22 protein-coding genes are annotated in these 26,255 nt (G+C 35.8%); 7 read left to right on the top strand and 15 right to left on the bottom strand.

The window, feature by feature from the left end; genetic code table 11:
- Nucleotides 1-140 precede the first annotated feature (140 nt).
- The 5 genes from NLM59_RS06405 to kbl form a co-directional block, all read right to left on the bottom strand.
- Nucleotides 141-926, bottom strand: a complete 786-nt coding sequence (locus NLM59_RS06405) for a hypothetical protein (protein ID WP_304416925.1) — start codon at nt 924-926, stop codon at nt 141-143.
- Nucleotides 927-929: 3 nt separating this feature from the next.
- The gene (locus tag NLM59_RS06400) at nt 930-1,649 is read right to left on the bottom strand and encodes a hypothetical protein (RefSeq protein ID WP_304416924.1); all 720 of its coding nucleotides are present in this window, start codon (nt 1,647-1,649) and stop codon (nt 930-932) included.
- 6 nt (nt 1,650-1,655) lie between these two features.
- Nucleotides 1,656-3,293 (bottom strand): GMC family oxidoreductase N-terminal domain-containing protein, encoded by a 1,638-nt coding sequence (locus NLM59_RS06395; protein ID WP_304416923.1) that lies wholly within the window; start codon nt 3,291-3,293, stop codon nt 1,656-1,658.
- Nucleotides 3,294-3,534: 241 nt separating this feature from the next.
- The gene (locus tag NLM59_RS06390; protein ID WP_304416922.1) at nt 3,535-5,169 is read right to left on the bottom strand and encodes a GMC oxidoreductase; all 1,635 of its coding nucleotides are present in this window, start codon (nt 5,167-5,169) and stop codon (nt 3,535-3,537) included.
- A 177-nt stretch (nt 5,170-5,346) separates the two neighbouring features.
- Nucleotides 5,347-6,540, bottom strand: coding sequence for a glycine C-acetyltransferase (gene kbl / locus NLM59_RS06385; protein ID WP_304416921.1), 1,194 nt, complete (start codon nt 6,538-6,540; stop codon nt 5,347-5,349).
- An 808-nt stretch (nt 6,541-7,348) separates the two neighbouring features.
- On the opposite strand from kbl, the gene nhaA reads away from it, so the two are divergent.
- From nhaA to NLM59_RS06365, 4 genes are all read left to right on the top strand, one after another.
- Nucleotides 7,349-8,680 carry a Na+/H+ antiporter NhaA gene (gene nhaA, locus NLM59_RS06380; RefSeq protein WP_304416920.1) on the top strand — a complete coding sequence of 444 codons (1,332 nt, stop codon included), beginning with the start codon at nt 7,349-7,351 and terminating at the stop codon, nt 8,678-8,680.
- 190 nt (nt 8,681-8,870) lie between these two features.
- Nucleotides 8,871-10,691 (top strand): translational GTPase TypA, encoded by a 1,821-nt coding sequence (gene typA, locus NLM59_RS06375; protein WP_304416919.1) that lies wholly within the window; start codon nt 8,871-8,873, stop codon nt 10,689-10,691.
- Nucleotides 10,692-10,913: 222 nt separating this feature from the next.
- Nucleotides 10,914-11,528, top strand: coding sequence for an NAD(P)H-dependent oxidoreductase (locus tag NLM59_RS06370; RefSeq protein WP_304416918.1), 615 nt, complete (start codon nt 10,914-10,916; stop codon nt 11,526-11,528).
- On the top strand, nt 11,521-13,368 hold the full coding sequence (locus NLM59_RS06365) for a monovalent cation:proton antiporter-2 (CPA2) family protein (RefSeq protein WP_304416917.1): 1,848 nt from the start codon (nt 11,521-11,523) through the stop codon (nt 13,366-13,368). The genes NLM59_RS06370 and NLM59_RS06365 overlap by 8 nt, the downstream gene beginning before the upstream one ends.
- Before the next feature lie 8 nt (nt 13,369-13,376).
- On the opposite strand, the gene cls is transcribed toward NLM59_RS06365, so the two are convergent.
- Complete coding sequence (cls, locus tag NLM59_RS06360; protein ID WP_304416916.1) at nt 13,377-14,822, bottom strand: cardiolipin synthase; 1,446 nt, start codon at nt 14,820-14,822, stop codon at nt 13,377-13,379.
- Between the two features lie 125 nt (nt 14,823-14,947).
- Between cls and NLM59_RS06355 the strand changes: the two genes are divergently transcribed.
- Nucleotides 14,948-16,105 (top strand): iron-containing alcohol dehydrogenase, encoded by a 1,158-nt coding sequence (locus NLM59_RS06355; RefSeq protein WP_304416915.1) that lies wholly within the window; start codon nt 14,948-14,950, stop codon nt 16,103-16,105.
- A gap of 31 nt (nt 16,106-16,136) precedes the next feature.
- Here the strand turns inward: NLM59_RS06355 and NLM59_RS06350 are convergent, their stop codons facing one another.
- Nucleotides 16,137-17,123 carry a lipoate--protein ligase gene (locus NLM59_RS06350; protein ID WP_304416914.1) on the bottom strand — a complete coding sequence of 329 codons (987 nt, stop codon included), beginning with the start codon at nt 17,121-17,123 and terminating at the stop codon, nt 16,137-16,139.
- Between the two features lie 350 nt (nt 17,124-17,473).
- On the opposite strand from NLM59_RS06350, the gene NLM59_RS06345 reads away from it, so the two are divergent.
- Both NLM59_RS06345 and NLM59_RS06340 read left to right on the top strand, forming a co-directional pair.
- A complete protein-coding gene (locus tag NLM59_RS06345; protein ID WP_304416913.1) occupies nt 17,474-17,677 on the top strand; it encodes a ChaB family protein in 204 nt (67 codons plus the stop codon).
- Between the two features lie 8 nt (nt 17,678-17,685).
- Entirely contained in the window at nt 17,686-18,138 is a 453-nt protein-coding gene (locus tag NLM59_RS06340) for an SRPBCC family protein (protein WP_304416912.1), read from the top strand.
- An 87-nt stretch (nt 18,139-18,225) separates the two neighbouring features.
- Here the strand turns inward: NLM59_RS06340 and nhaB are convergent, their stop codons facing one another.
- The 8 genes from nhaB to NLM59_RS06300 all read right to left on the bottom strand — a co-directional run bounded on the left by nhaB (nt 18,226) and on the right by NLM59_RS06300 (nt 26,247).
- Entirely contained in the window at nt 18,226-19,749 is a 1,524-nt protein-coding gene (nhaB, locus tag NLM59_RS06335; protein WP_304416911.1) for a sodium/proton antiporter NhaB, read from the bottom strand.
- 100 nt (nt 19,750-19,849) lie between these two features.
- The gene (locus NLM59_RS06330; RefSeq protein ID WP_304416910.1) at nt 19,850-20,911 is read right to left on the bottom strand and encodes an anhydro-N-acetylmuramic acid kinase; all 1,062 of its coding nucleotides are present in this window, start codon (nt 20,909-20,911) and stop codon (nt 19,850-19,852) included.
- A gap of 12 nt (nt 20,912-20,923) precedes the next feature.
- On the bottom strand, nt 20,924-22,051 hold the full coding sequence (locus tag NLM59_RS06325; protein ID WP_304416909.1) for a DNA polymerase III subunit: 1,128 nt from the start codon (nt 22,049-22,051) through the stop codon (nt 20,924-20,926).
- A gap of 42 nt (nt 22,052-22,093) precedes the next feature.
- Nucleotides 22,094-22,897 (bottom strand): sulfotransferase, encoded by an 804-nt coding sequence (locus NLM59_RS06320; protein ID WP_304416908.1) that lies wholly within the window; start codon nt 22,895-22,897, stop codon nt 22,094-22,096.
- Between the two features lie 52 nt (nt 22,898-22,949).
- Entirely contained in the window at nt 22,950-24,596 is a 1,647-nt protein-coding gene (pgi, locus tag NLM59_RS06315; protein ID WP_304416907.1) for a glucose-6-phosphate isomerase, read from the bottom strand.
- 127 nt (nt 24,597-24,723) lie between these two features.
- Nucleotides 24,724-25,134, bottom strand: a complete 411-nt coding sequence (locus NLM59_RS06310) for a hypothetical protein (protein ID WP_304416906.1) — start codon at nt 25,132-25,134, stop codon at nt 24,724-24,726.
- Between the two features lie 6 nt (nt 25,135-25,140).
- Complete coding sequence (locus NLM59_RS06305; RefSeq protein WP_304416905.1) at nt 25,141-25,623, bottom strand: DUF4920 domain-containing protein; 483 nt, start codon at nt 25,621-25,623, stop codon at nt 25,141-25,143.
- A gap of 57 nt (nt 25,624-25,680) precedes the next feature.
- Entirely contained in the window at nt 25,681-26,247 is a 567-nt protein-coding gene (locus tag NLM59_RS06300; protein WP_304416904.1) for a DUF3124 domain-containing protein, read from the bottom strand.
- Between the last annotated feature and the right edge of the window lie 8 nt (nt 26,248-26,255).

The raw sequence follows: 26,255 nt of genomic DNA, 5'->3' as shown, positions 1-26,255 counted from the left end.
TCTCAATTTTTTGTAATTTGTTAAATATTTTAATTATATTACTTTGATGGATAATTCAATTTATTACTTAGTATTAAACAAAAAATCTCATTGAATTTCTTCAATGAGATTTTTTTTTTCATTTTAACTAAATAAAATTCTTAATCCCTAACCGACATCACCCATTTTCCTCCAAAATCATAGAATACTATAGCTCGATCTCTAATTTGATTTTGATAACGCATTTTTACATGAGCTCTAGTTGCATCACCCCCCTCTGCCTCATAAGCCAATAATGGATTTGGAACAAATAAGCCCGAAGAAGCTGTATTAGGTTTATATAAATAAGTTGCATCGTCCACAAAACAGCCTTCGCCACCATTTGCCTCCATTTCAAATTTCTTAGTTTGAAAGGTTATCTGCCAACGATCAAAAAGTTGTGACATTTCCGTATCACCAAAGCCCTCTGGAGCATTATTCTGAATTACTACAAAGCTTATCTTCCTAATTTTACCGTCTCCTTCGGTAGTAATATTCTGAGGCAGGGTTACCCTTTGCCTTAGACCTAAAAAATATACTCTTTGAATACCTTCTGGACCATAGAGTTCTTGGTCTGACCACAAATCTAAGGTAGGCAAATATCGCTCATCATTAGGTAAGTCAGGGCTATAGTCTTTTTTAGGATCAATAATTTGATCATAGGCAGGTTTTGGCGCATTCTCACCTGACTCGTTAGGTTTTCTTAGCTTTTCAGAGTCTATTAAATTAACAATTCCATCCTCATTTACACTTAAGACAAGACCTATAGCTGAAGAGTCTGTTAGGATTTCTCTAATACGTAAATTCCCATCTATATCTAAATCATGGGTCGGCTGATCGGTTCCTACACCTACTTGAGCCAAGGCAAGGCTAGGGATTAAACTTAAAAAATATATTAATTTTTTCATCGCTTAATCGTTTACCGTCATGATCCACTTACCTCCAAAATCATAGAAATTAATTTCTTTATCTCGTATGGAGTTTTCACTAGATAGGTTGATGCTTCTTCTATAACCACCAGCGTTACCCGGAGTTGACACATCGGAATTAGAGCCTAAGCTTGACCCACCAAAGTAACTATCATATAAAAACACACCCCCATTTCCTCCTTGAAAAGAATTTGATTTCTCTTGGTGTAATTTCGTTTGGAATAATACATTCCAACTACTCAATGCACTTCCTCCAAACTCATTGTTACGAACCACTACAAATGTGATAACCCTAGCCGTATGGTCACCTAGAACAGATTTATTTCTAGGCAGCGTAACAGAAACATTTTGCCCTAAAAAATAATAACGCTTAATACCTTCTAGACCGTTTGTTTCTTGTTCGGTCCATAGGTCTAATACTACAGGGCTATCGTTTACATTAGAATTAACTCCTGCTACAAATGTTGCACTTTCTAGATTCACAGCTTCTAGATTTAAGCTAGATAAAGGAATTTGTTGAACAAAACCCTCTTCGTCTGCAGACAAAACAAAGTTGGTCTTATCTGTTTCAGGACTTTGTCTTAATCTCATATTTCCATTAACATCTAAAGTTGCCTCCGGTGTTTCTGTATTAATTCCAACTTGAGCCAACGAACTCGATAGTGCGCAAAAAATTGCTAAAATTGTATATATTTTTTTCATTTTAATTTAAAAATCATGGTTGATAATGTGTTCTATATTTCTCTCTGCAATAGCCGTAATACTTACGTAAGGATTAACTCCCAAAGTTCCAGGAATCAAAGATCCATCCATTACATATAAGTTTGAATAGCCTTTAAGTCTACCAAACATATCAGTAGCTTTTCCTAAGACCACACCACCTAGTGGATGATAACAAATGCTTTCGTCTACTCCATTATTTGGGAAGAAAGTGGTATTGTTTATAAATTTACTTCCAAAATTAGACTTAGAACCATGCTCATTCATTTGGTTTAAAAAATACTCTGCATTAGTTCTCATGTGTGCAGTATGTCTTGCATCCCACTCTAATTGTAGTTTTCTCCTATAGCCATCATAAGATAGCTTACCAAAGCGCTTCAGTTTATTAACTATTAAATACAAGGAGGTTAAACTTCCTAAAGTTGGCATAGGTGCAATCTCCGCAAAAAAGGGATACACAGGATCATTAAAATTATCTAATCCTCTAATCGGCATGGTAGATTGATTAGCTCCTCTAGAAGTATGCCCAAAAAAATCAGCATTAGAGCGACGGCTTGCCATTACGTTACCATTGTTCCCCCAATACTTTCCTACCTCATCATTAAGCTTTTTGAGCTTTCCTAAATACTTAGATTTTTGCAATAACTCTGTAGTTCCCAAGCTTCCCGCACCAACAAACAATTTCTCACAGGTAAATTCTTTAATACAAACATCTCTATTTAGCGTATCAATTTGTTGAACTTTCAAAGTAAATGTACCATCATAGTTTTCGATGATATGATCTACTTTATGCTGAGGTAGAATTGTAACATTTCCTGTATTCAATGCCCTTTTGATGTAGGTTTTGGTCAAATCTTGTTTGCCATGGTTATTCCCATATAACACCTCAATGTTCGTAGCAGAACGTGGTGCATTTCCTGCAATTTCTTGGCGCATGTGTTCAAAATCATACAGATTAGGCACATCTACGGGTGTAAACCCAGCTGCAACTCCTTCTTGAATCCCAACTCGCGCAAATTTATACCACTCAGAATCTACTACATCTTGAGGAGCGACTTGCCTTCCTACATTGGTATTTGCTCTTGGGAAATAAACATTGAAGAAATCATCTAATTCCTGCTCTGTAAAGTTCACCCCCACGTCCTCAAAAACCTGTTTAAAGTAGTTGCGATCTGGCGTAACCGTCATTCCACCATTTACTAAAGAACCTCCACCAACTCCTTTTCCTTGATAAATCTTGATATGATCGTAATCCACTCGTTCTAAAATTCCAGTGAACTTATCAAAGTTAGCCATGTTCCCAAGCTCTATCGGTGCTTGTGGTTTGGTGTTCATCCAAGTGCTTTGCTTGCTTGGCGAAGTCATTTTAGGGAATTTAAAGCCTGGATTCTGTTGTTTATAACCATCCCAGTCCAATCCCATCTCTAGCATCAAAACCTGATGACCTGCTTGGGCTAATCTTTCCGCAGAAACAGCACTACCATAGCCTGTTCCTATAATGATGATTGGGAAGTTCCCACCGTTTTGATATATGGGTGCAGCTAAAGCTTTACCAATCATCGACCTCCCAATCACTAGACCAAATGCTCCCAGGCCTAATTTTTTCAGGAATTCTTTCCGTGTCATAATAGTTAGTTTAGTTTGATTTGTATAAAGTTTAAACTCTCATTGTCATGCTATTTAATAGTTTTATAAGTATTAAATACTAGTTTATATCATTCAATTTCAGATATTGAAGAATAATAAGAGAATCAAAAAATTTATGCTACAAAGATATCATTTGAATGATTAATTAACATTCATGCATAGCAATTTAGATAGAGTCTAACCACATAGAAATCATCTCATCAATGATTCAAAGACAAGCTTAAAAATCCTGAGCAATAATTTTATCGATATTTCTTTCGGCGATGGCGGTAATGGTAACATATGGATTAACACCTAAGCTTCCGGGGATTAATGAACCATCCATAATATATAGGTTTTTATAGCCTTTGAGCCTTCCGTATAAGTCAGTAGCTTTGCCTAAGACTACGCCACCTAACGGGTGATAACAAATACTTTCATCGACTCCGTTTTTAGGCATCAGCATTTTGTTGTTACTAAACTTAGATCCAAACCAACCTTTAGATCCATGTTCATTCATACGGTCCAGGAAAAACTCAGCGTTTTTTCTCATGTGTGCGGTATGGCTTTCGTTCCAATCTAGCTTTAATTCGTCATTGGTTAAATCATAACTAAACTCACCAAACTTCTTAAGTTTATTCACGATTAAGTATAATCCTGTATAAGCTCCCATCACAGGCATTGGTGCAATTTCAGCAAAGAAGGGATGCTCTGGATCATCAAAATTACTCAAGCCACGAATCGGCATGGTAGATTGTTTCAGCCCTCGAGAAGTATGCCCAATAAAGTTCAGGGTATTGCGACTGGCCATGGTATTTCCATTATTTCCCCAGTATTTACCTACATTGGCATCTATTTTAGATAAACCACCTTTGAGTTTAGACTTTAATAATAAAGCTGTCGTACCCAGACTTCCTGCACCAATGAATAGCTTGTCGCAAGTGAAAGTTTTAGTTTCAACCGCACGATCTAAAGTATCAATTTGTTCAATCTCGAGCTGATAAGTTCCATCGAAGTTTTCTTTGATTTCAACCACTTTATGTTGAGGCATAATGGTAACATTACCCGTTGCCAAGGCTCTTTTTAGGTAAGTTTTGGTTAAATCTCGTTTACCGTAATTGTTTCCATAAATCACTTCCTTATCCGTAGCCGAACCAGGAACTTCTCCGGCAATTTCTTTGCGCATATAATCGAAATCATACAAGTTCGGAACATCTACCGGCTCAAATCCTGCATCAATTCCCTCTTGCACTCCAACTCTAGCAAATTTGTACCATTTAGAATTGACAATATCTTCGGGCGCATCTTGTTTTCCAACGCCTTCATTAGCACGCGGGAAGTAAGTCGTATAAAACTCATCTAACTCTGCATCAGACAACTCAACGCCAACTTTATGATATATCTCTTGAAAATAATTTCTATCGGGAACAACCGTCATGCCGCCATTGACCAAGGAACCTCCGCCAACACCTTTTCCTAAATATACCTTTACATGCTCGTAATCTATTCGTTGTAGAACGCCCGTAAACTCATCGAACCTCGCCATATTTCCCAATTCTATCGGCGCTTGTGGCTTTTTATTCATCCAAGTGCTTTCCTTACCGGGGAAAGTCATCTTATGAAATTTAAAATCTGGGTTCTGTTGTTTATAACCTTCCCAATCTAAACCAACTTCTAGCATTAAGACTTTGTGACCTTGGGTAGCCAATCTTTCGGCAGCTACGGCGCTACCATATCCTGTTCCAACAATAATGATGGGATAATGACCTCCATTCTTATAAAAGGGCTCTGATAGAATTTTTCCAATCATTGTTCTTCCGATGACTAATCCAAATGCTCCTAATCCCATTTTTATAATAAATTGTTTTCTGGTCATAAATTTTAACGAATGCTAACCCGAGCATAAATTCAAAAAACATGCCTTATACTTTTCTTAACAACCTAATAAATCTCAGTAGTAGACCCAACAAAGCTCTTTGAACTCAATCAAAGCGCATAAAAAAGCCCGGTTAAAAATAACCGGGCCTCCTCTATTAAAATTAAAACTATGAAATTAAATTACATCTAACTCTTTTCCAATCTTTTCGAAAGCTGCAATAGCTTTGTCTAATTGCTCTTTGGTGTGAGCTGCAGATAATTGAACTCTAATTCTTGCTTTTCCTTTAGGAACTACTGGATAGAAGAATCCAATTACATAAATTCCTTCTTCTAGTAATTTATCCGCCATCACTTGTGAAAGTTTAGCATCATAAAGCATTACCGGTACAATCGCTGCATCACCATCTGGAATATCAAATCCTCTGGCTTTCATTTCTTTTCTAAAGTACTCTGAGTTTTCCATTACTTTATCACGAAGACTGGTGTCATCAGAAATCATATCTAATACTTTGATCGCTGCCCCCACAATTCCTGGCGCTAATGAGTTAGAGAATAAATATGGACGAGATCTTTGTCTCAACATATCAATGATTTCTTTCTTACCAGAAGTAAACCCTCCTAAAGCTCCACCTAAGGCTTTACCTAAAGTTGAGGTAATGATATCTACTCTATCCATTACTTCCATCGCCTCGTGTGTACCACGACCTGTTTTACCAATAAATCCAGTTGCGTGTGAATCATCTACCATCACCAAAGCATCGTATTTATCAGCTAAATCACATACACCTTTTAGGTTGGCAACAATACCATCCATAGAGAATACACCATCAGTTACAATAATTTTGAATCTGTGGTTTTGTTTGTTGGCTTCAATTAATTGAGCTTCCAAATCCTCCATATCGTTGTTCTTGTAGCGGTAGCGAGCTGCTTTACACAATCTTACTCCGTCAATAATAGAAGCATGGTTTAATTCATCAGAAATAATAGCGTCCTCAGCGGTGAATAATGGTTCGAAAACTCCACCATTCGCATCAAAACATGCAGCATATAAAATCGTATCCTCTGTGCCTAAGTATTTAGCGATTTTAGCTTCCAACTCTTTGTGGATATCTTGGGTACCACAGATAAAGCGAACAGAAGAAAGACCATAACCATGAGAGTTCATCATTTCCTGAGAAGCCTTGATCACTTCTGGATGATTTGATAAACCTAAATAATTGTTGGCACAAAAGTTCAATAACTCTTTGCCATTGGCAGTTATCTCTGCTCCTTGTGCAGAAGTAATGATACGTTCTCTTTTATATAAACCATCATTATCTATCTCATTTAAAGATTGCTGTAAATGATCTTGAAATTTTTTGCTGTACATAATATTCCGAATTTGTTCAAAAATACAAAAGTAATTGTTAAAAGCCGTAGAATTTGATTAGGAACTTAATTCCACCAGGCCTAAGTAGTTTTAAAGCTATTTTGATAAAAAGTTTAAAGCCATTGGACTTAAAAAATTGAAGCCTTTTACGCTAAGGATTTAGAAAGATGTAGAGCTTATTTTAAATTCATCTAGATCTTTTGCAGAATTCATCCGCATCTTTTGTCAACTTTATGCGTATAAAGTAAAAAAAAGCTCTTGAGGTTTTCTAAAAAAGCTCTTGTACTTTTTCCAAAAAGCTCTTGAGGTTTTTATAAAAAGCTTTTGAGCTTTTTTTAGTAAAATCCATATCTTTTCATGACAAGATGCGCATAAAGCTTTTAACTAACTGATATGAAATAAGTTAACAACACATGAATGTTAATTTAAGTCTTAGATAAAATAGGGCTAAAAAGACAGAAATTTTGAGCGCATTTCGACCTAAGCTCATATTGCTAATCAAGCAAAATAATTAACAAAACTATAATTTGACTATCTCTTAACACTGATATATGGTCGGATACATCATATTTTTCACCTAAATATTGTAAATTTGTCACCTCCTAAGCGAAACTCAATGAGTTTTGAATGATTGATTATACTAGCTACTCAAGGCTTTATTGAGGCGAATCTTAGATGAAATCTAAGCCCTGGTATAAAATTAATTTTTAGGAAAACCCTGATAGAAAAAAGTCCTGTACTTTTTTAAATCACCAAAATTTCTAGCTATAATATTAGCTAACGATTGATAACCTAGATAGATTCATATATGAGTAAAGAAATAGTCGATGTTGTATTTATAGATCCACTACAAAAGTTTATGAATAGAAGTACCACCAGTGGTATTCTATTATTTACCACCGCTGTCTTGGCGATGGTGATTGCCAATTCTCCACTACAACACTGGTATCACGAGTTATGGCAAATCCATTTCAAAATTGGGGTCGGAGAATACATGATCGACAAAGATTTACATCATTGGATCAACGATGGTTTGATGGCTGTTTTCTTCTTTGTGGTAGGTCTAGAGCTCAAGCGAGAAATTATTTCTGGGGAATTAAGTAATCCCAAAAACGCCATATTGCCTATTGGAGCCGCTATTGGAGGAATGATATTCCCTGCCCTTATCTATTTGTTCTTCAACCCTTCGGGAGAAGCGAGCAATGGTTGGGGAGTTCCTATGGCCACAGATATCGCCTTTGTTTTAGGTCTATTGTATATTCTCGGGGATCGAGTTCCGATTTCATTAAAAGTGTTTTTAACTGCCTTGGCTATTGCCGATGATATTGGAGCGGTATTAATTATTGCCTTTTTCTATACTTCTAATATTGAAGAAATTAGCTTGTTAGTTGCTGGTGGTTTCCTTGTGATGATGATTATAGCCAACCGAATTGGTGTTAGATCTTCCTTGGTTTATGCCATCTTAGGTATTGTCGGTTTATGGGTTGCCTTCTTGCTTTCGGGTATTCACGCTACGATTGCGGCTGTATTGGCGGCACTTACTATTCCAGCCTCTGCCAAAGTTCCAGAGACTATTTTTGCTCGTAAGATGCAAAGATTATTGAAAACCTTTGAGAGCTTAGATAAAACCAAAGCGGCAACACTTACAGAAGATCAGGTTGTGGTATTAAGCCAAATGAAGACTATGTCTGACTATGCGATGCCACCTCTACAGAAACTAGAACATGGTATGCATCCATTGGTAGCGTTTATTGTCATGCCGATATTCGCTTTTGCCAATGCAGGTATCACCATTGAAGGTGAATTCTTCGAGCTATTATTTGCTCCTATTACTTTAGGTGTAATTTTAGGTTTATTAATTGGTAAAGTAGTTGGTGTTTACCTTGTTAGCTTTATTATTATCAAGCTTAAAATCGCCAAATTACCTGAAGGCATGAACAAATTGCATTTACTAGGAGCTGGATTATTAGCAGCGATTGGTTTTACGATGTCGCTATTTATTGCAGGATTAGCATTTAACGACCCAATTTCGGATATGCAAGCTAAAATTGGTGTTTTAATGGCCACATTGATTGCTAGTGTTTTAGGATTTATAACGATTAAAGTCGCAAATGCACGAAATGCGAAGACGATAGAATAAGAAATTCTAATAATTTTTTAAAAGCTTATAAGCGCATCAAATCACCCATTTGATGCGCTTTTTTTATGAAATACACGCTGTATCAATCCTTCATAGCTTTCTTGTTTAAAACAAAATCACTATAAATTTGTTGGTGTGTAATATATTTTCTATTATTTCATCGTACTTTTGCACCGCGAAAATAGCACCTATGGAGAATATTAGAAATATTGCGATTATTGCACACGTTGACCACGGTAAGACCACATTAGTGGATAAGATCCTACATCATTGTGCAACATTTCGTAATAACGAATCAACTGGAGACTTAATTTTAGATAACAACGATCAGGAGCGTGAGCGAGGCATCACGATTGTATCAAAGAACGTATCTGTTCAATACAAAGACACAAAGATCAACGTTATCGACACGCCTGGTCACGCCGATTTTGGTGGTGAGGTAGAGCGTGTATTGAACATGGCAGACGGAGTTTTATTATTGGTAGACGCCTTTGAAGGACCGATGCCACAAACACGTTTTGTATTAGGTAAAGCCATTGATTTAGGTAAAAAAGTTATCGTTGTAGTTAACAAAGTAGATAAAGACAATTGTACCCCGGACGAAGTTCACGAAAAAGTGTTTGACTTAATGTTCGAATTGGGTGCATCTGAAGAACAATTAGATTTCCCAACAGTTTATGGTTCAGCCAAAAACAATTGGATGAGTGAGGATTGGAAACAACCTACCGACACCATCGATCCTTTATTGGAAATGGTAGTTAAGGAAATTCCAGCCCCTAACGTAGACAAAGAAGGAACGCCACAGATGTTAATTACATCTTTAGACTTCTCTAGCTTTACAGGACGTATTGCTATCGGACGTTTACAACGTGGTGTTTTAAAAGATAACATGCAAGTTACTTTGGTGAAAAGAGATGGAAGTTTAGTGAAATCTAAAATCAAGGAATTACATGTATTCGACGGATTAGGTCGTAAGAAAGTTGAGGAAGTTGAAGCAGGAGATATTTGTGCTATTGTTGGTTTAGAAGGATTTGAGATTGGTGATACCGTAGCAACAGGAGATAATCCAGAAGGATTACCAACGATTGATATCGACGAGCCAACAATGAGTATGTTATTTACCATTAACGATTCACCATTCTTTGGTAAAGAGGGTAAATTAGTAACGTCTCGTCACATTAAAGAAAGACTTGAAAAAGAGCTTGAGAAAAACCTTGCGATGCGTGTTGAGCCTACAGATTCAGCCGATAAATTTATTGTTTACGGTCGTGGTGTTATGCACTTATCTGTATTGATTGAAACCATGCGTAGAGAGGGTTACGAGCTTCAAATTGGTCAGCCACAAGTAATTATCCGCGAAATCGACGGAGTTAAATGTGAGCCAGTTGAGGAATTAACCATTGACTTACCAGAAAACTTAAGTGGTAAAGCAGTTGAGTTTGTTACCTTAAGAAAAGGTGAATTACTAAGTATGGTTACCAGAGGTGAGCGTATGGTTTGTGAATTCATTATTCCTTCTAGAGGTATCATTGGATTAAGAAACCAAATCTTAACAGCTACTGCAGGTGAGGCTATTATGGCACACCGTTTCAAAGAATATCAACCAATGAAAGGTGGTATCCCAGAAAGACAAAATGGTTCTTTAATTTCTATGGAAAAAGGTGAGGCAATTCCTTACTCTTTGAACAAGTTACAAGATAGAGGAACTTTCTTTGTTGATCCAGGTGAGTCTATCTACGAAGGACAGGTAATTGGAGAAAACACGCGTGCAGAGGATATGGTTATCAACATTACTAAGACTAAGAAGTTAACCAACATTCGTTCGGCAGGTGCTGATGATAAATTGAAGATTGCTCCAGCTAAGAAATTTTCTTTAGAGGAAGCTTTAGAGTACATTCAAAAAGATGAGTACGTAGAGGTTACACCAAAATCTATCCGTTTAAGAAAGATTTTATTAACTGAAAATGATAGAAAGCGTAATGCGAATCCAGCTTTAGCAAATCAAAAATAAAGCTCGATGCATTAGCATCATTTCATTGAATTTGTTCGATGGAATTTAAATAAATAGAATGTCTCAATAATTGTTTAATTAAATAATTTTGAGACATTTTTTATTCGCTATAATGTACTACAAGCGATGTTTATCATTTTTAATTTTAATCTTTTTGGGAAAAAAATTAAATTATAAATTGTAATTTTAGAGTTCAGTTATTTAATCACGATTTAAAACTAAATGAAGAAGAATAAAATTCTAATTCTTTTTGCTCATCCTTTGTATGAAAAATCCAGGGTAAACCAAATTATTAATAAATATATTCCTGATAGTGAATATATTACTTTTAATGATTTGTATGAAGAATATCCTGATTTTGAGATTGATACCAATCGAGAGCAAGATTTAATTTTAAATCATGATATCATTATTTGGCAGCATCCTTTTTACTGGTATTCTTGTCCGGCCTTGCTAAAACAATGGATGGATATGGTGCTGCATTTTGAAACAGAAAACGATTTAGATATTCACAAGCTCAAAGGAAAAGCAGTTTTTCAGGTGATGAGTATTGGTCCACAAAATCATTCTTATTTGGATAATAGTCCAGACGATCGCGACACGATGGATTATTTACTGCCTTTTCAGAAAACAGTAGAGTTTAGCAATATGCAGTATTTGCCGCCTTATATGGTGAGAATCGACAAAATGAACTCATTAGTAGATATTCACAAAAAAGGAAGGAACTACGGTTATATTTTAGAAGCTTTAATTTCTAATTTTGTTTCTGCACAAGAAATTTTGCAATTTAAATCCTTAAATGATTGGCTAACTTATAAACAGAAACCTTTTGGATGATTTTTTATTACAAGCGGTAATTTATCTATCGGCAGCGGTCTTATGCGTTCCGATCGCAAAAAGATTGGGGTTAAGTTCTGTTTTGGGTTACATCATTGCCGGTATGATCATCGGCCCTTATATTCTAGGTTTAATTGGACAAAAGGGAAAAGACGTAATGCACTTCGCCGAGTTTGGTGTGGTAATGATGCTTTTCTTAATTGGTCTTGAACTAGAACCTAAGAAATTCTGGCGACTGCGGCGTTTTATCGTCGGCATGGGGCTCTTTCAGGTGATCTTAAGTTCTGCCCTCCTCTTTGCCGGAATGTATTATGTTCTCGGTTGGGACATGAATGTTTCGATTGCCGTTTCCCTTACGCTATCTCTTTCATCCACAGCGATTGTATTACAGATTTTAGGTGAGAAAAACCTCAGCAATACCACAGCAGGACGGTCATCGTTTGCGGTGCTCTTATTTCAGGATATTGCGGTCATCCCTATTCTAGCCATGATTCCTTTCTTGGCTGCTGATGACATAGAAAACACGGTTTCTCAATCCATCATTTCCAATTTAGCACCATGGTTACAAGTGTTGATCGTGATTGGAGCTATTGGCGGAATTGCGTTAGCGGGTAAATTCGTTATTAGTCCAGCCTTGCGTTGGGTTGCAAAAGCGAGATTACAAGAGCTATTTACAGCTTCAGCTCTATTATTAGTTGTAGGTGTTTCATATTTAATGCAAATCATTGGATTAAGCCCTGCCTTGGGTGCCTTCTTATCGGGAGTGGTATTGGCCAACTCAGAGTTTAGACACGAACTAGAAGGAGATATAGCCCCTTTTAAAGGACTTTTATTAGGTCTATTCTTCATTGGGGTTGGCGCTTCGGTGAATTTCCCGCTAGTACTCGACCAACCTTTGTTTATATTGGCTTCTGTAGCTTCATTGATGTTGGTTAAGTTTATTGTTTTATTTGCTTTAGGAAAGCTTTATAGTAAATCACTAGACCAGAACCTCATCTTCGCCTTTATCATGTGTCAGGCGGGTGAATTTGGTTTTGTTATCTTAAGTTTTGCTTCGCAGCTGAACATTATTCCATTAGAGATTTCAGATCAAATGATGGCCGTTATTGCGCTTAGTATGTTTTTAACGCCATTCTTGTTCTTGTTTAATGATATGTTCTTGTTGCCTCAAGTGGGAACTAAAACAGCCAACGAAGAAAGTGCAGAAATTCCTGATGATATAGATGATAATGAGGTAATTATTGCAGGATTCGGACACTTTGGGAGTACGGTATCTAGGTTATTGCACGCCAATAATATCAGCATGACGATTTTGGATCATGACTCCGAAAGAGTGGACATTCTTAGAAAAATGGGCTATAAGGTATTCTATGGTGATGCAACACGTTTAGAGTTGTTAAAGGCTGCACATGCTTCTAAAGCTAAACTATTTATTGCTTGTGTAGATAATCCAGAAGTGAATCTAAAAATGGCTGAAATTGTACGTAAAAACTTCCCTAATCTTAAGATTATGGTGAGAGCAAGAAATCGTATTGATGCCTATAACTTCATTGATATTGGAATCGACAACTATTATCGAGAAACGCTATATACCGCCGTGCATTTAGGAGTAGATGCGCTTACGAGTTTAGGAATGAGAAGATATACGGCGACCAGACAAGGTTATAAGTTCATTAAATACGATACACATACCACTCAAAAACTGTCTAAAAAACGCCATGATCAGAAGGCATATTTTGATACTTTAAGAAATGAAATCAATATGCAAGAGGATATTCTTAAAACAGATTTATATGTATTTAAGTCCTCTGAAAAGTGGGTGGACGAGTTAGATGAATAAGAATAAAACTACATGAGAGGAGCAACAATTCTAAGGCTTTTCTCTAATAATTGAACAACTTTTTTACGTTCATTCCATTCTTCAAGTTCAAGTTTTCGAGCGTTTTCTAAATCTTGATAATAACTGGCTTTAAGCTCTTTAGCCAAATCGTCATCATACATAATCGCATTCACTTCAAAGTTCAAGTCAAAGCTTCGGTGATCTAGGTTTGCTGTTCCAACAACGGCAAGTTTATCATCACAAACCATGGTTTTAGCATGAATAAATCCTTTTTGATAAAGGTAGATCTCTACTCCATTTTCAAGTAAATCGCCAAAATAAGAGCGACAAACCGTGTTGACAAACCAAGAATCTGAAACTTCTGGTAGTAGGATTTTAACTTTAACGCCACGCAATACTGCCATATACAAAGCATGTAAAAACTCCTCGCCTGGAATTAAATAAGGTGTAGTAATGCAGATTTCATTTTTAGCTAAACCAATGGCTTGCAAATAACTATACAAAATACTTGGCATCTTAGAGTCGGGTCCACTAGATACAATCTGCACCCAATTTCCTTGATCTAAACGCGGTTGATTTCTAAAATACTCTTTGGAAGGTTTTAATTGCTGATTCGCACAAAAGTTCCAATCGGCGAAGAAAATTTGTTGTAATAGCCATGTCGCTTCTCCATCAATTTTAATGTGTGTATCTCTCCAATACAAATCCTGAGCACTTTTGTTGATATACTTATCGCTCACATTTACACCTCCCACAAAAGAGGTGTCGCCATCGATAATAACAATTTTTCTGTGATTGCGATAATTTAAACGGTTGGCTAAATAAATAAAGGTAATTTCATAAAAAGCATAAGCCTCTACACCGCTTTCTCTTAACTTGGGAACAATGGTTTTTCGAATACTTCGGCTTCCAAAATCATCATAAATAAATCTCACCTCAACGCCTTCCCTAGCCTTTTCCATAAGGATATTGGCTAAATCATTTCCGATTTCATCATCCTCATAGATATAATATTCAATGTGGATATGGTGCTTAGCATTTCGCAGAGCCTCTAATAATTCACGGAATTTATTTTCACCATTTTGAAGGATTTTAACTTTGTTGTTTCGGGTGGTAAAGCTTTGATTATCTTCATAAACCATATTACTTAAACCCATATATTCAAAATGCTCCTTTTTAAATTTAGGTGTATTGGTTGAAATATAATCGCTGATTAAACTATCTACATGTTTAGATTGCGCTTCATCCATTTCTATCTTCTTAGAATAAATTCCGCTTTTACGATAGTTTAAACCAAATGAAAGATAAATAATGATTCCTGCGACCGGAAGAATAAACAGCAACAAGATATAAGCAGCTGCTTTGGTAGAAGATTGGGTATCGTTTAATATTTTAAGTGCAACCGCAATTAAAAAAAGATAATAAATAACCTCTAAAACGATAAACCAATTCATATATTCAAATATAAGATTTAAGTAAGATTAAATTGAACACTTTGGACTAAGAATTGAGGTAAACTTTAACATATAAGCTAAGGTCGTAACTTTGTGACCACTAATTTTTAGCAAAAACATATAACATGAATAATTTTATATATCAAAACCCAACCAAAATTATCTTTGGTGATGGGCAAATCGAAAGATTAAGTAAAGAAATTCCAGCCAATTCAAAGATTTTAATGCTTTATGGTGGAGGAAGTATTAAGAAAAATGGGGTTTATGATCAAACCACCGAAGCCTTAAAAAGTCATCAAATTATTGAGTTTGGCGGTGTTCCTGCGAATCCAGAATATGAAATCTTAATGGAGGCTGTAGAGGTCGTTAAGAAAGAAAAGATAGACTTTATTTTAGCTGTTGGAGGTGGATCTGTGATTGATGGAGCTAAATTTATTTCAGCGGCATCTAAATATGATGGCGACACATGGGAAATGGTCCAAACGAGAGCTAAAATAGATGATGCGATTCCTTTTGGAACAGTCTTAACCTTACCTGCAACCGGTTCAGAAATGAATTCTGGTTTTGTGGTTTCGCGTAGAGAGACAAAAGAAAAGCTTTCTATGGGAAGTCCTCTTCTTTTCCCTCAGTTTTCGATTTTAGACCCAAATGTGATTAATTCAATTCCAGAGCGCCAAGTGGTGAATGGTATTGTAGATGCCTTTAATCACGTGTTAGAGCAATATATGACCTATCCGATTGGAGCAGATTTACAAGATAGATTTGCAGAAAGTATTCTTTCTACTTTAGTGAATGACGCGCCAAAAGTTTTAGAAAACAAAGAGGATTATGCTGCCAAAGCCAACTTTATGTGGAGTTGTACCATGGCTTTAAATGGATTAATTTCACAAGGTGTTCCTACCGATTGGGCGGTACACGCTATGGGACATGAGCTAACAGCATTATACGGAATTGATCACGCTAGAACTTTAGCTATTATCGGAATTCCGCATTATAAGCACAACTTTGAGGCTAAAAAAGAGAAATTAGCACAATATGCTGAGCGTGTTTGGGGAATTACAGAAGGAAGTTTAGAAGATAAAGCTAAACAAGCTATCGACAAGACCGAAGAATTTTATCATTCGCTAGGCGTTAAAACCAAACTTTCTGAGTATGCTGAAAACATTGAGAAAACAGCAGAAACTATTGAGCAAAGATTTACCGATAGAGGTTGGTCAGGCATTGGAGAAAACCAAATCGTGACGCCACAAGATGCTCGTATGATTGTAGAAATGAGTTATTAAAACCAAATAAATTAAATTTTGCCTTTGTTGATTATTTAAACAAAGGCAAAATTTCTTCTACAGTCACTTTCCCAAAATATTGGGTTAAATCTATTTTAGATAAGTGCTCTTCTAAAAAGTCTATATCGTGATTTTGACCGATTAAATAATCTTCAAATTCTTCGATTGGCTGAGATGCAAAGAAATCCCCGAAAATCTTGACTTTCTTCATGTTTCCACCTCGCTCTACTTCTATGTGAGCTTCTATAAATCCAGCCGGAACCTTAATCGCTCTTTGGAAATTATAATTCGGAGAGAAACCGAAATTCCAATCCCAAGTACTATATTTTTCTTCCACTAATTTATGGATTTCCTTCATTTCATCTTCTGTGAAAGAATGGATCTCAGCGTGTTCATTTTCTTTTAAAATAAAATCTATCAATAGCTTCTTAAAGCTTTCGGTTGTCGTTCCTTCAGGTAAATAGTGAATTAAGTTAGTCACACGCGAACGTGTAGATTTCGTTGCTTTATCAACAAACTTAAGAGGGTTTACTTTTAAAGCACTCGCCAAAATCTCCATCTCTGAATCTATTAAAATCGTTCCATGCTGAACAATTTTCCCGTGTCGAGAAAGTTTAGCGTTTCCACTGAACTTCTTACCATCCACCAATAAGTCATTTCTACCCACTAATTCGGCATTAACGCCCATTTCGTTTAACATATCAACAACAGGCTTAGTAAATTGACTAAAGTCCATGAAATCCTGATCTTTGTGCGGCACATGAAAAGAAAAATTCAAGTTTCCTAAATCATGATATACAGCTCCACCACCCGACATACGCCTAACAACCTTGATGTTGTTTTCTTTGACATAATCCAAATTGATCTCCGCTAAAGTATTTTGGAATTTCCCCACAATAATCGATGGAGCATTCACATACAATAGGAATATATCTTGGTCTGGGTAATTCTTCATTAAAAACTCTTCTGACGCAATGTTGACATAAGCATCATGGGAAGTAGATTCAATTATGAGCATGTTTTCTTAGTTTTTTCAAAATTACATTAATTCTTTGAGAATGAATTAGTATCAAAAGCTTGATATTCATTCATAAGCTTGTAATCAGAATGTTAAAATAACTATTAATATTTCCGAGTAAAAGAGCATCAAAGCTTCTAAGGACAAAGAACTTGTACTTTGTACACATCAATACGCAGCTATCTATAAACTTTGAGATGAGCTAATCTGTCCGTATATTTATACAGCAGCAAAAATTGCAAAGTATTCAATTTTAAAATTAAATAAATAAGATTAAATCAAAATTAGCCCTTCTTAAATTATAATCTGACATCATTTTTGATGATAAAAGATTCTATAAAACCAAGATTATGCCTTATAAAACCTTAAAAGATTTGCCAGAAGATGTGCAGAATGTTTTACCCAAACATGCGCAAGAAATCTATCAAGCCGCCTTTAACAGTGCAGAAGAGCAATATGAGGATGAAAGCCGAATGCATGCTACCGCATGGAGTGCTGTGAAGAATGTTTACCACAAGAATGACAAAGATAAATGGGTTAAAATCAAAAAATAAACAGAGCTATGGAAGAAAAAAAGAACATACCACAAGACCTAGAGCCTATACAAGTTTCCACTAAAATCAACGCATCTATAGATGCTGTTTGGAATGCGATTACAAGTCCTTCCTTATTGAAACAATGGTTTGCAGCTATTGACACCGATGAATTGAGAGATGGGGACACCTTTCGTTTCTTGGAGTTGTTTGGAGAAGATCAGATGCTACACGAGTGTTTAATCCTAGAAATGGAAGCACCTAACAATTTCCGACATACTTGGGCTTATCCAGACTTGAGCCAAGCTAGTAGCACGGTTAATTGGGATTTAGAAAAGGATGGTGATCAAACCGAAGTGATTGTTACCCAAGAGAGCATTCACCACTTAGCTGTTGACCTACCAGAACTGACTCCAGATAGACTGATTGGCTTTTGGGAAACCTCGTTGAATAGGAATTTAAAGAAATTCTTAGAAAGATAATTTCTGACTTAAACTTTATAAGAAAAGCATCCTAAATTTAAAATCTAGGATGCTTTTTTATTTAAAACTTGATGAGTCTTTCGCTTCTTAATGCGACATTCCCATTAAGCCTAATATAAAGTCATAGTTTGTAATACATAAATAACCAATCAATCCTAAAACGATGGTGTATGGAAGCGCCATTTTCACCATTCTACCATAAGAAAGGTCGATTAAAGGTGCAATAGAACTCGTTAATAAGAACAAGAATGCAGCCTGACCATTAGGAGTAGCAACTGATGGTAAGTTGGTACCGGTGTTAATAGCAACTGCTAAAGTATCCATATGTTCTTTGGTGATATTTCCGTTTTCATAAGCCGCAAAAACCTCATTGATATAAACTGTTGCCACGAAAACGTTATCACTAATCATAGACAATAAACCATTGGCAGCATAGAACATACCTGGCTGTTGATCAAATGGTAAAGCTAAAACTGATTCAATAATAGGCGTAAATAAATGCTGATCGTGAATCATAGCAACCACAACGAAGAAAACCACTAATAAGGCTGTGAACGGTAGAGCTTCCTCAAAGGATTTACCTAAGTTATGCTCTTCTGTAATTCCCATAAATGCCGTTTGGAAGATGATAATACCTAATCCAATAAATCCAACAGGCGCAATATGAGTTGCTAATCCTAAGATTAATAATACTGCCGCAACGGCTTGTACAATTAAGCCATATTTCTCTTTTGGGGTACGGTTTTTATCTACTTCTATCGTATAAGCTTCTATAATCTGACGCGCAATTGGAGGCAATTTTTCTCCATATCCGAATAATTTAAACTTCTCTAATAGTAAAGAAGTCGCCAATCCACAGATGAATACAGGTATTGTTACAGGCGCCATATGCAAGAAGAAAGAAACAAAGTCCTCTCCCATTTTTTCTCCAATCAATAAGTTTTGAGGCTCACCTACCAAAGTCATAACCCCACCTAAAGCAGTTCCCACCGCACCATGCATCATTAATGATCGCAAGAAAGCACGGAATTTCTCTAAAGTCTCGCCGCTTAATTCTTTTCTATCTAAAGTTCCGCTACCATCATAATCTGCATCACTCGAATGAATTTTATGATAAACACCATAGAAACCAACCGCAACACTTATTAATACAGCCGTAACCGTTAGTGCATCTAAAAAGGCCGATAGCATTGCCGCTATCAGAACAAATAGAAATGAGAGTAGTAATTTTGATTTAATCTTGACGAAAACCTTACTAAAAATATACATCAATAGTGGTTTCATAAAGAAAATACCCGCCACCATAAACATTAAAAGCAAGATTACTTCTAGATTGGCAGCCACCTCATTATAAGCATTTTGAGGTGAAGTTAATCCTAAAATCATAATCTGAATTGCCAAAAGACCACCCGATTGAAGAGGATAACATTTTAAGGCCATGGCTAAGGTGAAAATGAACTCACCAATAAACAGCCAAGATAATATCGACATCGCCGTATGTTCGTCCATTATGGCTGGAAGTGCAAAATAAAGTACAACATTCAGCACCATAAAACCTATCATGATAAACTTGTACCATGTTGGGCTATTGCCCAAAAAATGTCTTAACATAACATTAAAATTTATCGTGCAAGTTACAAAAATTGGAAAAAGAAAAGCCTAATTTTAATAAAGAGATAGCTATTAAAATTAAAGTAAAATAAATTGTGTTTTAAGAATAAATAATTCCTCCAGAAGAATCTCTAGAAGCGCCTGTAACAGATGATAAGATATTTATTTCTCCTTTTAGTTTTAGAGCTCCCAATAAAGCAAAAATTAAGGCTTCTTTATAATCTGTGATTTGATTATTGGCAATAATTATTTCACTTTGGGTTTGATTTTCTAAATGTGAAATTAATGTTAAATTTTTGGCTCCACCTCCGCTGAATAAAACACGATTTAATTGATTTTCATTTAAAACTTCTGCTATTTGATAAGCTACGTGTTGTGTGAAAGTTGCAATCTTAGATTCTATTGAGAGAGAAGAATTGCTCAGAATCGAATCCACATGCGTTTCAACCCACTCTCGACCTAAAGATTTTGGAGCAGATTGTTGATAAAAGGGCAAGCTATTCAGTTCATTCAATAAATTACTATCTACAATCGCCTTAGAAGCTATTTCACCATTGAAGTCGTAATCCATTCCAATTTCGCGACAAAGTGAGTTTAGAACAAAATTAACAGGGCAAATATCGAAAGCTATTCGTTTACCGGTTGAGTCATCAAAAGAGATATTAGCAAAGCCTCCTAAGTTTACGCAAGCGTTGTAATCAGCAAATAGTAATCTATCGCCTATGGGCACTAGAGGCGCTCCTTGTCCGCCTAGGGCAACATCTTGTGACCTAAAATCAGAGATTACTTTTAGTTTTGTGATGGTTTGAATATGAGCTCCATGACCGATTTGAAGTGTAAACTTCTTATTGGGTTGATGAAAAATAGTATGACCATGGCTGGCAATCGCATCAATTTCACTTAAATTCTTTTCTTGAATAAAGGTATTAGATTTATGACCTAAATATTGACCATATTCCACGTCTAGAGACAATAAGTCTGTTGCGGAAAGCAAATGTGCATTAGCTAACTTATTACGCCATTCTTCATCATATTCAAAAAATGAAGTAGCTATAATATTCCATTTCAGTTGATCTTCTGAAAAGTCAAAATCAACACAAACCAGGTCAATTCCATCCAAAGAAGTTCCGGACATGATTCCAATAATGCGCATGCTGTTCATGTCAAGATATTTTTAAGAAGTAGGATTCGGTTCCTTTTTATGGATAAATCTTGTCATTTTGATTCCCATATCTAAGAAAATGATTTTTGCATTTCCATTTCGCTCGATATGATAGGAAGCTTCATTAATTTCATTGAGAATATCCTCGATATTAGAACCATGAATAAAGTTAGCAAAACCATCCCATTTAAAGGTTTCGGACTTAATTTGATTTAAAACTAAATCAGATGCACCATAACTTTGAACTAATGCTTGTCTAAAGATGTCTGCACAATAGCTCAAGAATTGTTTATGCTTTTCGCGGTCGTTCCAAGCGGCAATTTCTTGTGACCAATCATAAATATCCACCAAAGCCGTAACATCTTTTTTAGCTCTAAAAGCATTTCTAACCCACTGTATAAACAAGGTTTCAAAAGATTCTGTCTGATGTAATAGACTTTCTAGCGCAAGCGAAACATCACCCTGAGAAACTGCAGCTGCTTCTTCGGCTAAGTTGGGATCTACAGAAAATTGTTGTACTAAAACCTCCTCTACCTCTAATTGAGACAACCTCGGAACTTTAATCAGCTGACAACGAGACAAAATCGTTGGCAATAACTCCTCGGCCTTTTCAGAGATCATAATGATAACTGTTTTCTGAGGCGGCTCTTCGATTATTTTTAAAAGTTTGTTAGACGCCGAAATGTTCAAAGTTTCTGGCAACCAAATAATCATCACCTTATAACCACCAGCATAACTTCTTAAGCTTAAGTTTTTTAAAATCTCTTTGGATTGATCTACATTAATTAAACCTTGTTTACCATCAGCGCCAATATGCTGAAGCCAGGCAAAACCATCTGCAAATTTATTCTGAGCAATAAAATCTAGCCAATCTGAAATATAATCCTTGCTGGTAGGCTTTCTTGGAACTTTATCGGTAGTGGTAACAGGATAAACAAAGTGTAAATCTGGATTTAAACCCGACATCACATCATTCCTACATTTCTCTGATTCGTCAGTACAAAGTAACCGGCCGGCATACCATAGCGCAAGTGGTAGTGTTCCATAACCACATTTTCCACTAAACAACAAAGCATGACTAATTCTATCTCTCTCGATGGAATGATTTAATTCTTCTTGTAGTTCTTTGTGGATGTTCATTTAATTTGCTTGCTTTCTAAGTTGAGTCAAAGATAATTAAATTTAGTGGGTCTTGTTTCTCAAGCTATCCCATTGTGGGCTGAAGTATTGTCTTAACTCTTCAATTTCAGCTGGATTTATAAATTCTTCTGTTGGAAACCAAGTTTTAGGAAATAATTTACTCGCATATAAAATGCTGTATCTAACTATATTAGCATATAAATTATATAAGAATCCTCTTGGCTTGGTGTGCACTTCTAATTTCTTTTGAAACTGAATCTTATTGCTTAGTTTCCTTACTAATTTTAAAGAATCGATATCATAAGAAACGTGTCTAGGATTCCAATTTACGTCTGAATAATTCAACTCTGCACCTGTATAATCCATTATTTTTCTCACGAATTTAACAGGTTCTTTTTGTAAGTCTTCGTAAAAAAGAATCAGTGGTTTTTGGGCGAAATACTGTTCTAATAAGTCGATATAGCGCTCGTAATCAAAATCTCTTTTCTTAAATAAGCCTTTATCGCGTTCGATATCAATAAATTCTTTGAAAGAAATGGAATGTCCATTTTTCACAAATCTTTTATAATTAGAAACTGCCCAACTACTGTGTTCACGCAAGACAATAATCGGATAAGCTTGTGGATACTGCGCCGAAAACTTCTTCACTTCTTGTTCGAATTGCTGATCGAATTCTCTTGAAACCAAAACCCTTTCATCATGGATTTTAGGAAGCAATTTCAAGGCATGTCTATATTTTACCGTTGGCAAATAATAGATTCCCTGAAGCTTTGGAAAAACTTGATGCTGCAAAAAAGTAGAACCCGTTTTGCTTAACCCAACATGAAAATAAATATTTTGTGACATGAATGCTTGCTTCGCTTCTGAGGCTAAAGATAAAATTAAAATAGAACTTTATTTATTTTCTCATTTGCTTAAATGCATTCATAAGTCCGTTGGTTGAACTATCATGCGATTTCACCTCATCTGTAGAATTTAGCTCATTTAAGACTGTCTTTGCGAGCTGTTTTCCTAATTCCACGCCCCACTGATCGAAACTGAAAATATTCCAAATCACACCTTGAACAAAGATTTTATGTTCATACATAGCGATTAAGCTACCCAATACTTCTGGTGTAAGTTTCTGATATAAAAATGAATTGGTAGGATGATTTCCATCAAAGACTTTATAAGGCGTTAAAAAATCTATTTGCTCTGGGGATTTTCCTTCCTTATTTAACTCTTCACGGACTTGGGCTTCGGTTTTACCAAAAGCTAATGCTTCTGTTTGAGCAAAGAAATTTGCCATTAATTTCACATGATGATCTCCTGTTGGATTATGACTTTCGACTGCTCCCAAGAAATCTGCCGGAATCATTTTTGTTCCCTGATGGATTAATTGATAAAACGCGTGTTGACCATTGGTTCCTGGCTCTCCCCAAATTATCGGCCCGGTTTGATAATCTACTTTATCGCCGTTTCTATCTACAGATTTACCATTGGATTCCATATCTCCTTGTTGCAAATAAGCAGAAAATCGGTGTAAATACTGCTCGTAAGGCAAGATGGCATAAGATTCTGCGTCAAAGAAATTGTTATACCAAATTCCTATTAATCCCATTAAAACAGGAATATTTTCATTGAATTCAGCTTCATTAAAATGAACATCTGTTTTATATGCTCCTTTTAATAATTTCTCGAAATTATCATATCCCACAGCTAGCGAAATACTCAATCCAATCGCCGACCACAAAGAATATCTTCCGCCAACCCAATCCCAAAACTCAAACATGTTAGCTTTATCAATCCCGAAAGCTGTTACGCCTTCTTCGTTGGTAGAAAGTGCCACAAAGTGCTTAGCTACATCAGTTTCCTTTGCTTCGGAATTCAAGAACCAATCCTTCGCCGTTTGTGCGTTGGTCATGGTTTCCTGCGTTGTAAATGTCTTAGACGCAATGATGAATAAAGTGGTTTCCGGATTTAAATCTTTTAAAGTTTCACTTATATGCGTTCCGTCGATGTTAGAAACAAAGTGAACATTTAATCTAGATTTATAATGTTTTAAAGCTTCCACTACCATCACAGGACCAAGGTCAGAACCACCAATCCCGATATTAACTACATCGGTAATTTGTTGACCAGAGAAACCTTTCCATGCGCCAGAAATCACCTTGGCTGTAAAAAGTTTCATTCGATTTCTCACTTTCTCCACCTCAGGCAAAACATCTTTTCCATCTACTAATATGGGTTCATCCTCAAAATTTCTCAATGCTGTATGCAGAACTGCTCTATCTTCTGTTTGATTTATATTTTCTCCGCTAAACATGGAATTTATAGCAGATTTTAGATCACATTCCTCTGCCAATTGAATTAATAAATCTCTCGTGGCTTCGGTCATTCTATTTTTAGAATAATCGAATAATATTTCCTCGAACTTCACATGAAAATCCTGAAATCTATTTTGATTTTGCTCGAATAAATCTCTTAAATGGCTTTGTTTGATTTCACCGAAATGCGTTTGTAACTTTTTCCAAGCCTCTGTTTGAGTAGGATTAATATTTTTCATGTGATTCATTTTAAATGTTATAGCGAGATTAATCTTTAATTCAAGTTGAGTTTTGAACTAATTTTATGGCACAAAGTTAACATCTAAAAGGAAATTAGATGTTGATTCGTTATCAAGATTTATTGAATTAAGGTTTCCAGCTTAACTTTTTAATCTTAGGAATTGGTCCACTGCAACCAACATTGGTGTGACAAGCTAAACATGAATTAACTACATTTTTATAAGCTTGTTCTTGTTCTTCTGGAGCGGCATTATATAAGGCCCTTTCTGATTCAATTAAGGCATTGGCAAAGCTTTCCCAACTATCGGAACGCATAGACTCATCGGTCATTTCTGCATCTATAACCTTATCAAACTCTTCTGGATAATCCCCTATATTTTCTCCATTTTTAATTTTAAGCTGAACCTCATCTAGGCTAGCATGCATATCGAGCATCAGCTGAGCCATTTCAGATTTTTCATCTAAAACGTACTTGCTTTTCTTTTCCTGACAAGATGAAATTAATAAGATGAAACTTAGGCTCAATAAAATTCTCATAAATTTTTATTTAATCAAAACACCTTCAGCCTCAAAGTTATAAACCATTTTAGGTTCTGTAATGGCAGCAATTTCTTCTTCAGATTTTCCAGCGTCTTTTGCGTAGTGTTGTTGATCTTCAACCGTCATTTCTTCTTTGTATGCTTTTCCTTCTACAATAGCGTCTGAGTCAGCGATGTCCTTAGGAACAAAAAAGTCATAATCTTTAAATTTAACCATGGTTTCAGTTTCTGGATCTAATGCTAGTTTCATCCAACATCCTTTTGCTTGACAAACTGAATTCACCTTAGATGCAAACTTAATCGTTGCAGTATCACCTACTTGCAATTCATTGAATTTTGCCAACATTTCTACCTGAGAAATAGCGCCGTCTGCAGTGATTTCTTTACCAAAAGAAGCATAGTCTTCAATCATTTTAACGTCCTCATTCTTTTGTTCGCTGCAAGAGAATATAAAAGTGAAGACCATTAAGTAAGCAAGTAATTTCATAGTTATAATATTAAGTATATAGCAAATATATTGTTTTCAAGTGAGTTTTAGATTTTTTTAATCGTGTATATCAATACCTTGCGTCATGATAGAGATTCCTTGTTGACCACTTGCGGAAATCATTACCGCTTCGAACATAGGTTTGTTTTCAGGATTTCTTGTCGCCCAATGGAAAACAAAATTACCTCCTGATCCACCTTGTTCATTGTCCTCACCTACAATAATCTCTACTGTTTCCATAGGAGCCACGTAAATAGTTCGGTCAAAATAAGTACGGATTAACTCACCATGGGTATCATAGTATTCAGATTTATTGATAAATACCGAGTCAGTTAAACTCGTATTTCTAATACTCAAAGTAGCAGTTAGTGGATAAGTTCGCTTTTCTGACCTAGCATAAATTTCTGTATAAACCGCCAAATAGGTATTGCCTTCTGTCAGCACCTCCCCATCTTTGTAGTTATATTTTCTGTGCATCCACGCATCGTTAATATCATCTTCAATGTTTCGAATAGCACGTCTTCGAACTCGTTCTTCCTCTTCTAATAAAACTCTAGGTTTTGGAGGTTCGCATTGAATATTAACTAAAGCGGTGATTATGAATAAGAACCAAGCGTATTTCATGGATAAAT

It is taken from the genome of Profundicola chukchiensis, assembly GCF_029664245.1.
GTDB lineage: Bacteria > Bacteroidota > Bacteroidia > Flavobacteriales > Weeksellaceae > Profundicola > Profundicola chukchiensis.
This window is presented reverse-complemented; position numbering and strand designations above follow the sequence as displayed.

What these genes read in the sequence shown, in the direction of transcription:
- NLM59_RS06405 (WP_304416925.1), bottom strand. Translation starts at nt 926, where the DNA reads ATGAAAAAATTAATATATTTTTTAAGTTTAATCCCTAGCCTTGCCTTG.
- NLM59_RS06400 (WP_304416924.1), bottom strand. Translation starts at nt 1,649, where the DNA reads ATGAAAAAAATATATACAATTTTAGCAATTTTTTGCGCACTATCGAGT.
- NLM59_RS06395 (WP_304416923.1), bottom strand. Translation starts at nt 3,293, where the DNA reads ATGACACGGAAAGAATTCCTGAAAAAATTAGGCCTGGGAGCATTTGGT.
- NLM59_RS06390 (WP_304416922.1), bottom strand. Translation starts at nt 5,169, where the DNA reads ATGACCAGAAAACAATTTATTATAAAAATGGGATTAGGAGCATTTGGA.
- kbl (WP_304416921.1), bottom strand. Translation starts at nt 6,540, where the DNA reads ATGTACAGCAAAAAATTTCAAGATCATTTACAGCAATCTTTAAATGAG.
- nhaA (WP_304416920.1), top strand. Translation starts at nt 7,349, where the DNA reads ATGAGTAAAGAAATAGTCGATGTTGTATTTATAGATCCACTACAAAAG.
- typA (WP_304416919.1), top strand. Translation starts at nt 8,871, where the DNA reads ATGGAGAATATTAGAAATATTGCGATTATTGCACACGTTGACCACGGT.
- NLM59_RS06370 (WP_304416918.1), top strand. Translation starts at nt 10,914, where the DNA reads ATGAAGAAGAATAAAATTCTAATTCTTTTTGCTCATCCTTTGTATGAA.
- cls (WP_304416916.1), bottom strand. Translation starts at nt 14,822, where the DNA reads ATGAATTGGTTTATCGTTTTAGAGGTTATTTATTATCTTTTTTTAATT.
- NLM59_RS06355 (WP_304416915.1), top strand. Translation starts at nt 14,948, where the DNA reads ATGAATAATTTTATATATCAAAACCCAACCAAAATTATCTTTGGTGAT.
- NLM59_RS06350 (WP_304416914.1), bottom strand. Translation starts at nt 17,123, where the DNA reads ATGCTCATAATTGAATCTACTTCCCATGATGCTTATGTCAACATTGCG.
- NLM59_RS06345 (WP_304416913.1), top strand. Translation starts at nt 17,474, where the DNA reads ATGCCTTATAAAACCTTAAAAGATTTGCCAGAAGATGTGCAGAATGTT.
- NLM59_RS06340 (WP_304416912.1), top strand. Translation starts at nt 17,686, where the DNA reads ATGGAAGAAAAAAAGAACATACCACAAGACCTAGAGCCTATACAAGTT.
- nhaB (WP_304416911.1), bottom strand. Translation starts at nt 19,749, where the DNA reads ATGTTAAGACATTTTTTGGGCAATAGCCCAACATGGTACAAGTTTATC.
- NLM59_RS06330 (WP_304416910.1), bottom strand. Translation starts at nt 20,911, where the DNA reads ATGAACAGCATGCGCATTATTGGAATCATGTCCGGAACTTCTTTGGAT.
- NLM59_RS06325 (WP_304416909.1), bottom strand. Translation starts at nt 22,051, where the DNA reads ATGAACATCCACAAAGAACTACAAGAAGAATTAAATCATTCCATCGAG.
- NLM59_RS06320 (WP_304416908.1), bottom strand. Translation starts at nt 22,897, where the DNA reads ATGTCACAAAATATTTATTTTCATGTTGGGTTAAGCAAAACGGGTTCT.
- pgi (WP_304416907.1), bottom strand. Translation starts at nt 24,596, where the DNA reads ATGAAAAATATTAATCCTACTCAAACAGAGGCTTGGAAAAAGTTACAA.
- NLM59_RS06310 (WP_304416906.1), bottom strand. Translation starts at nt 25,134, where the DNA reads ATGAGAATTTTATTGAGCCTAAGTTTCATCTTATTAATTTCATCTTGT.
- NLM59_RS06305 (WP_304416905.1), bottom strand. Translation starts at nt 25,623, where the DNA reads ATGAAATTACTTGCTTACTTAATGGTCTTCACTTTTATATTCTCTTGC.
- NLM59_RS06300 (WP_304416904.1), bottom strand. Translation starts at nt 26,247, where the DNA reads ATGAAATACGCTTGGTTCTTATTCATAATCACCGCTTTAGTTAATATT.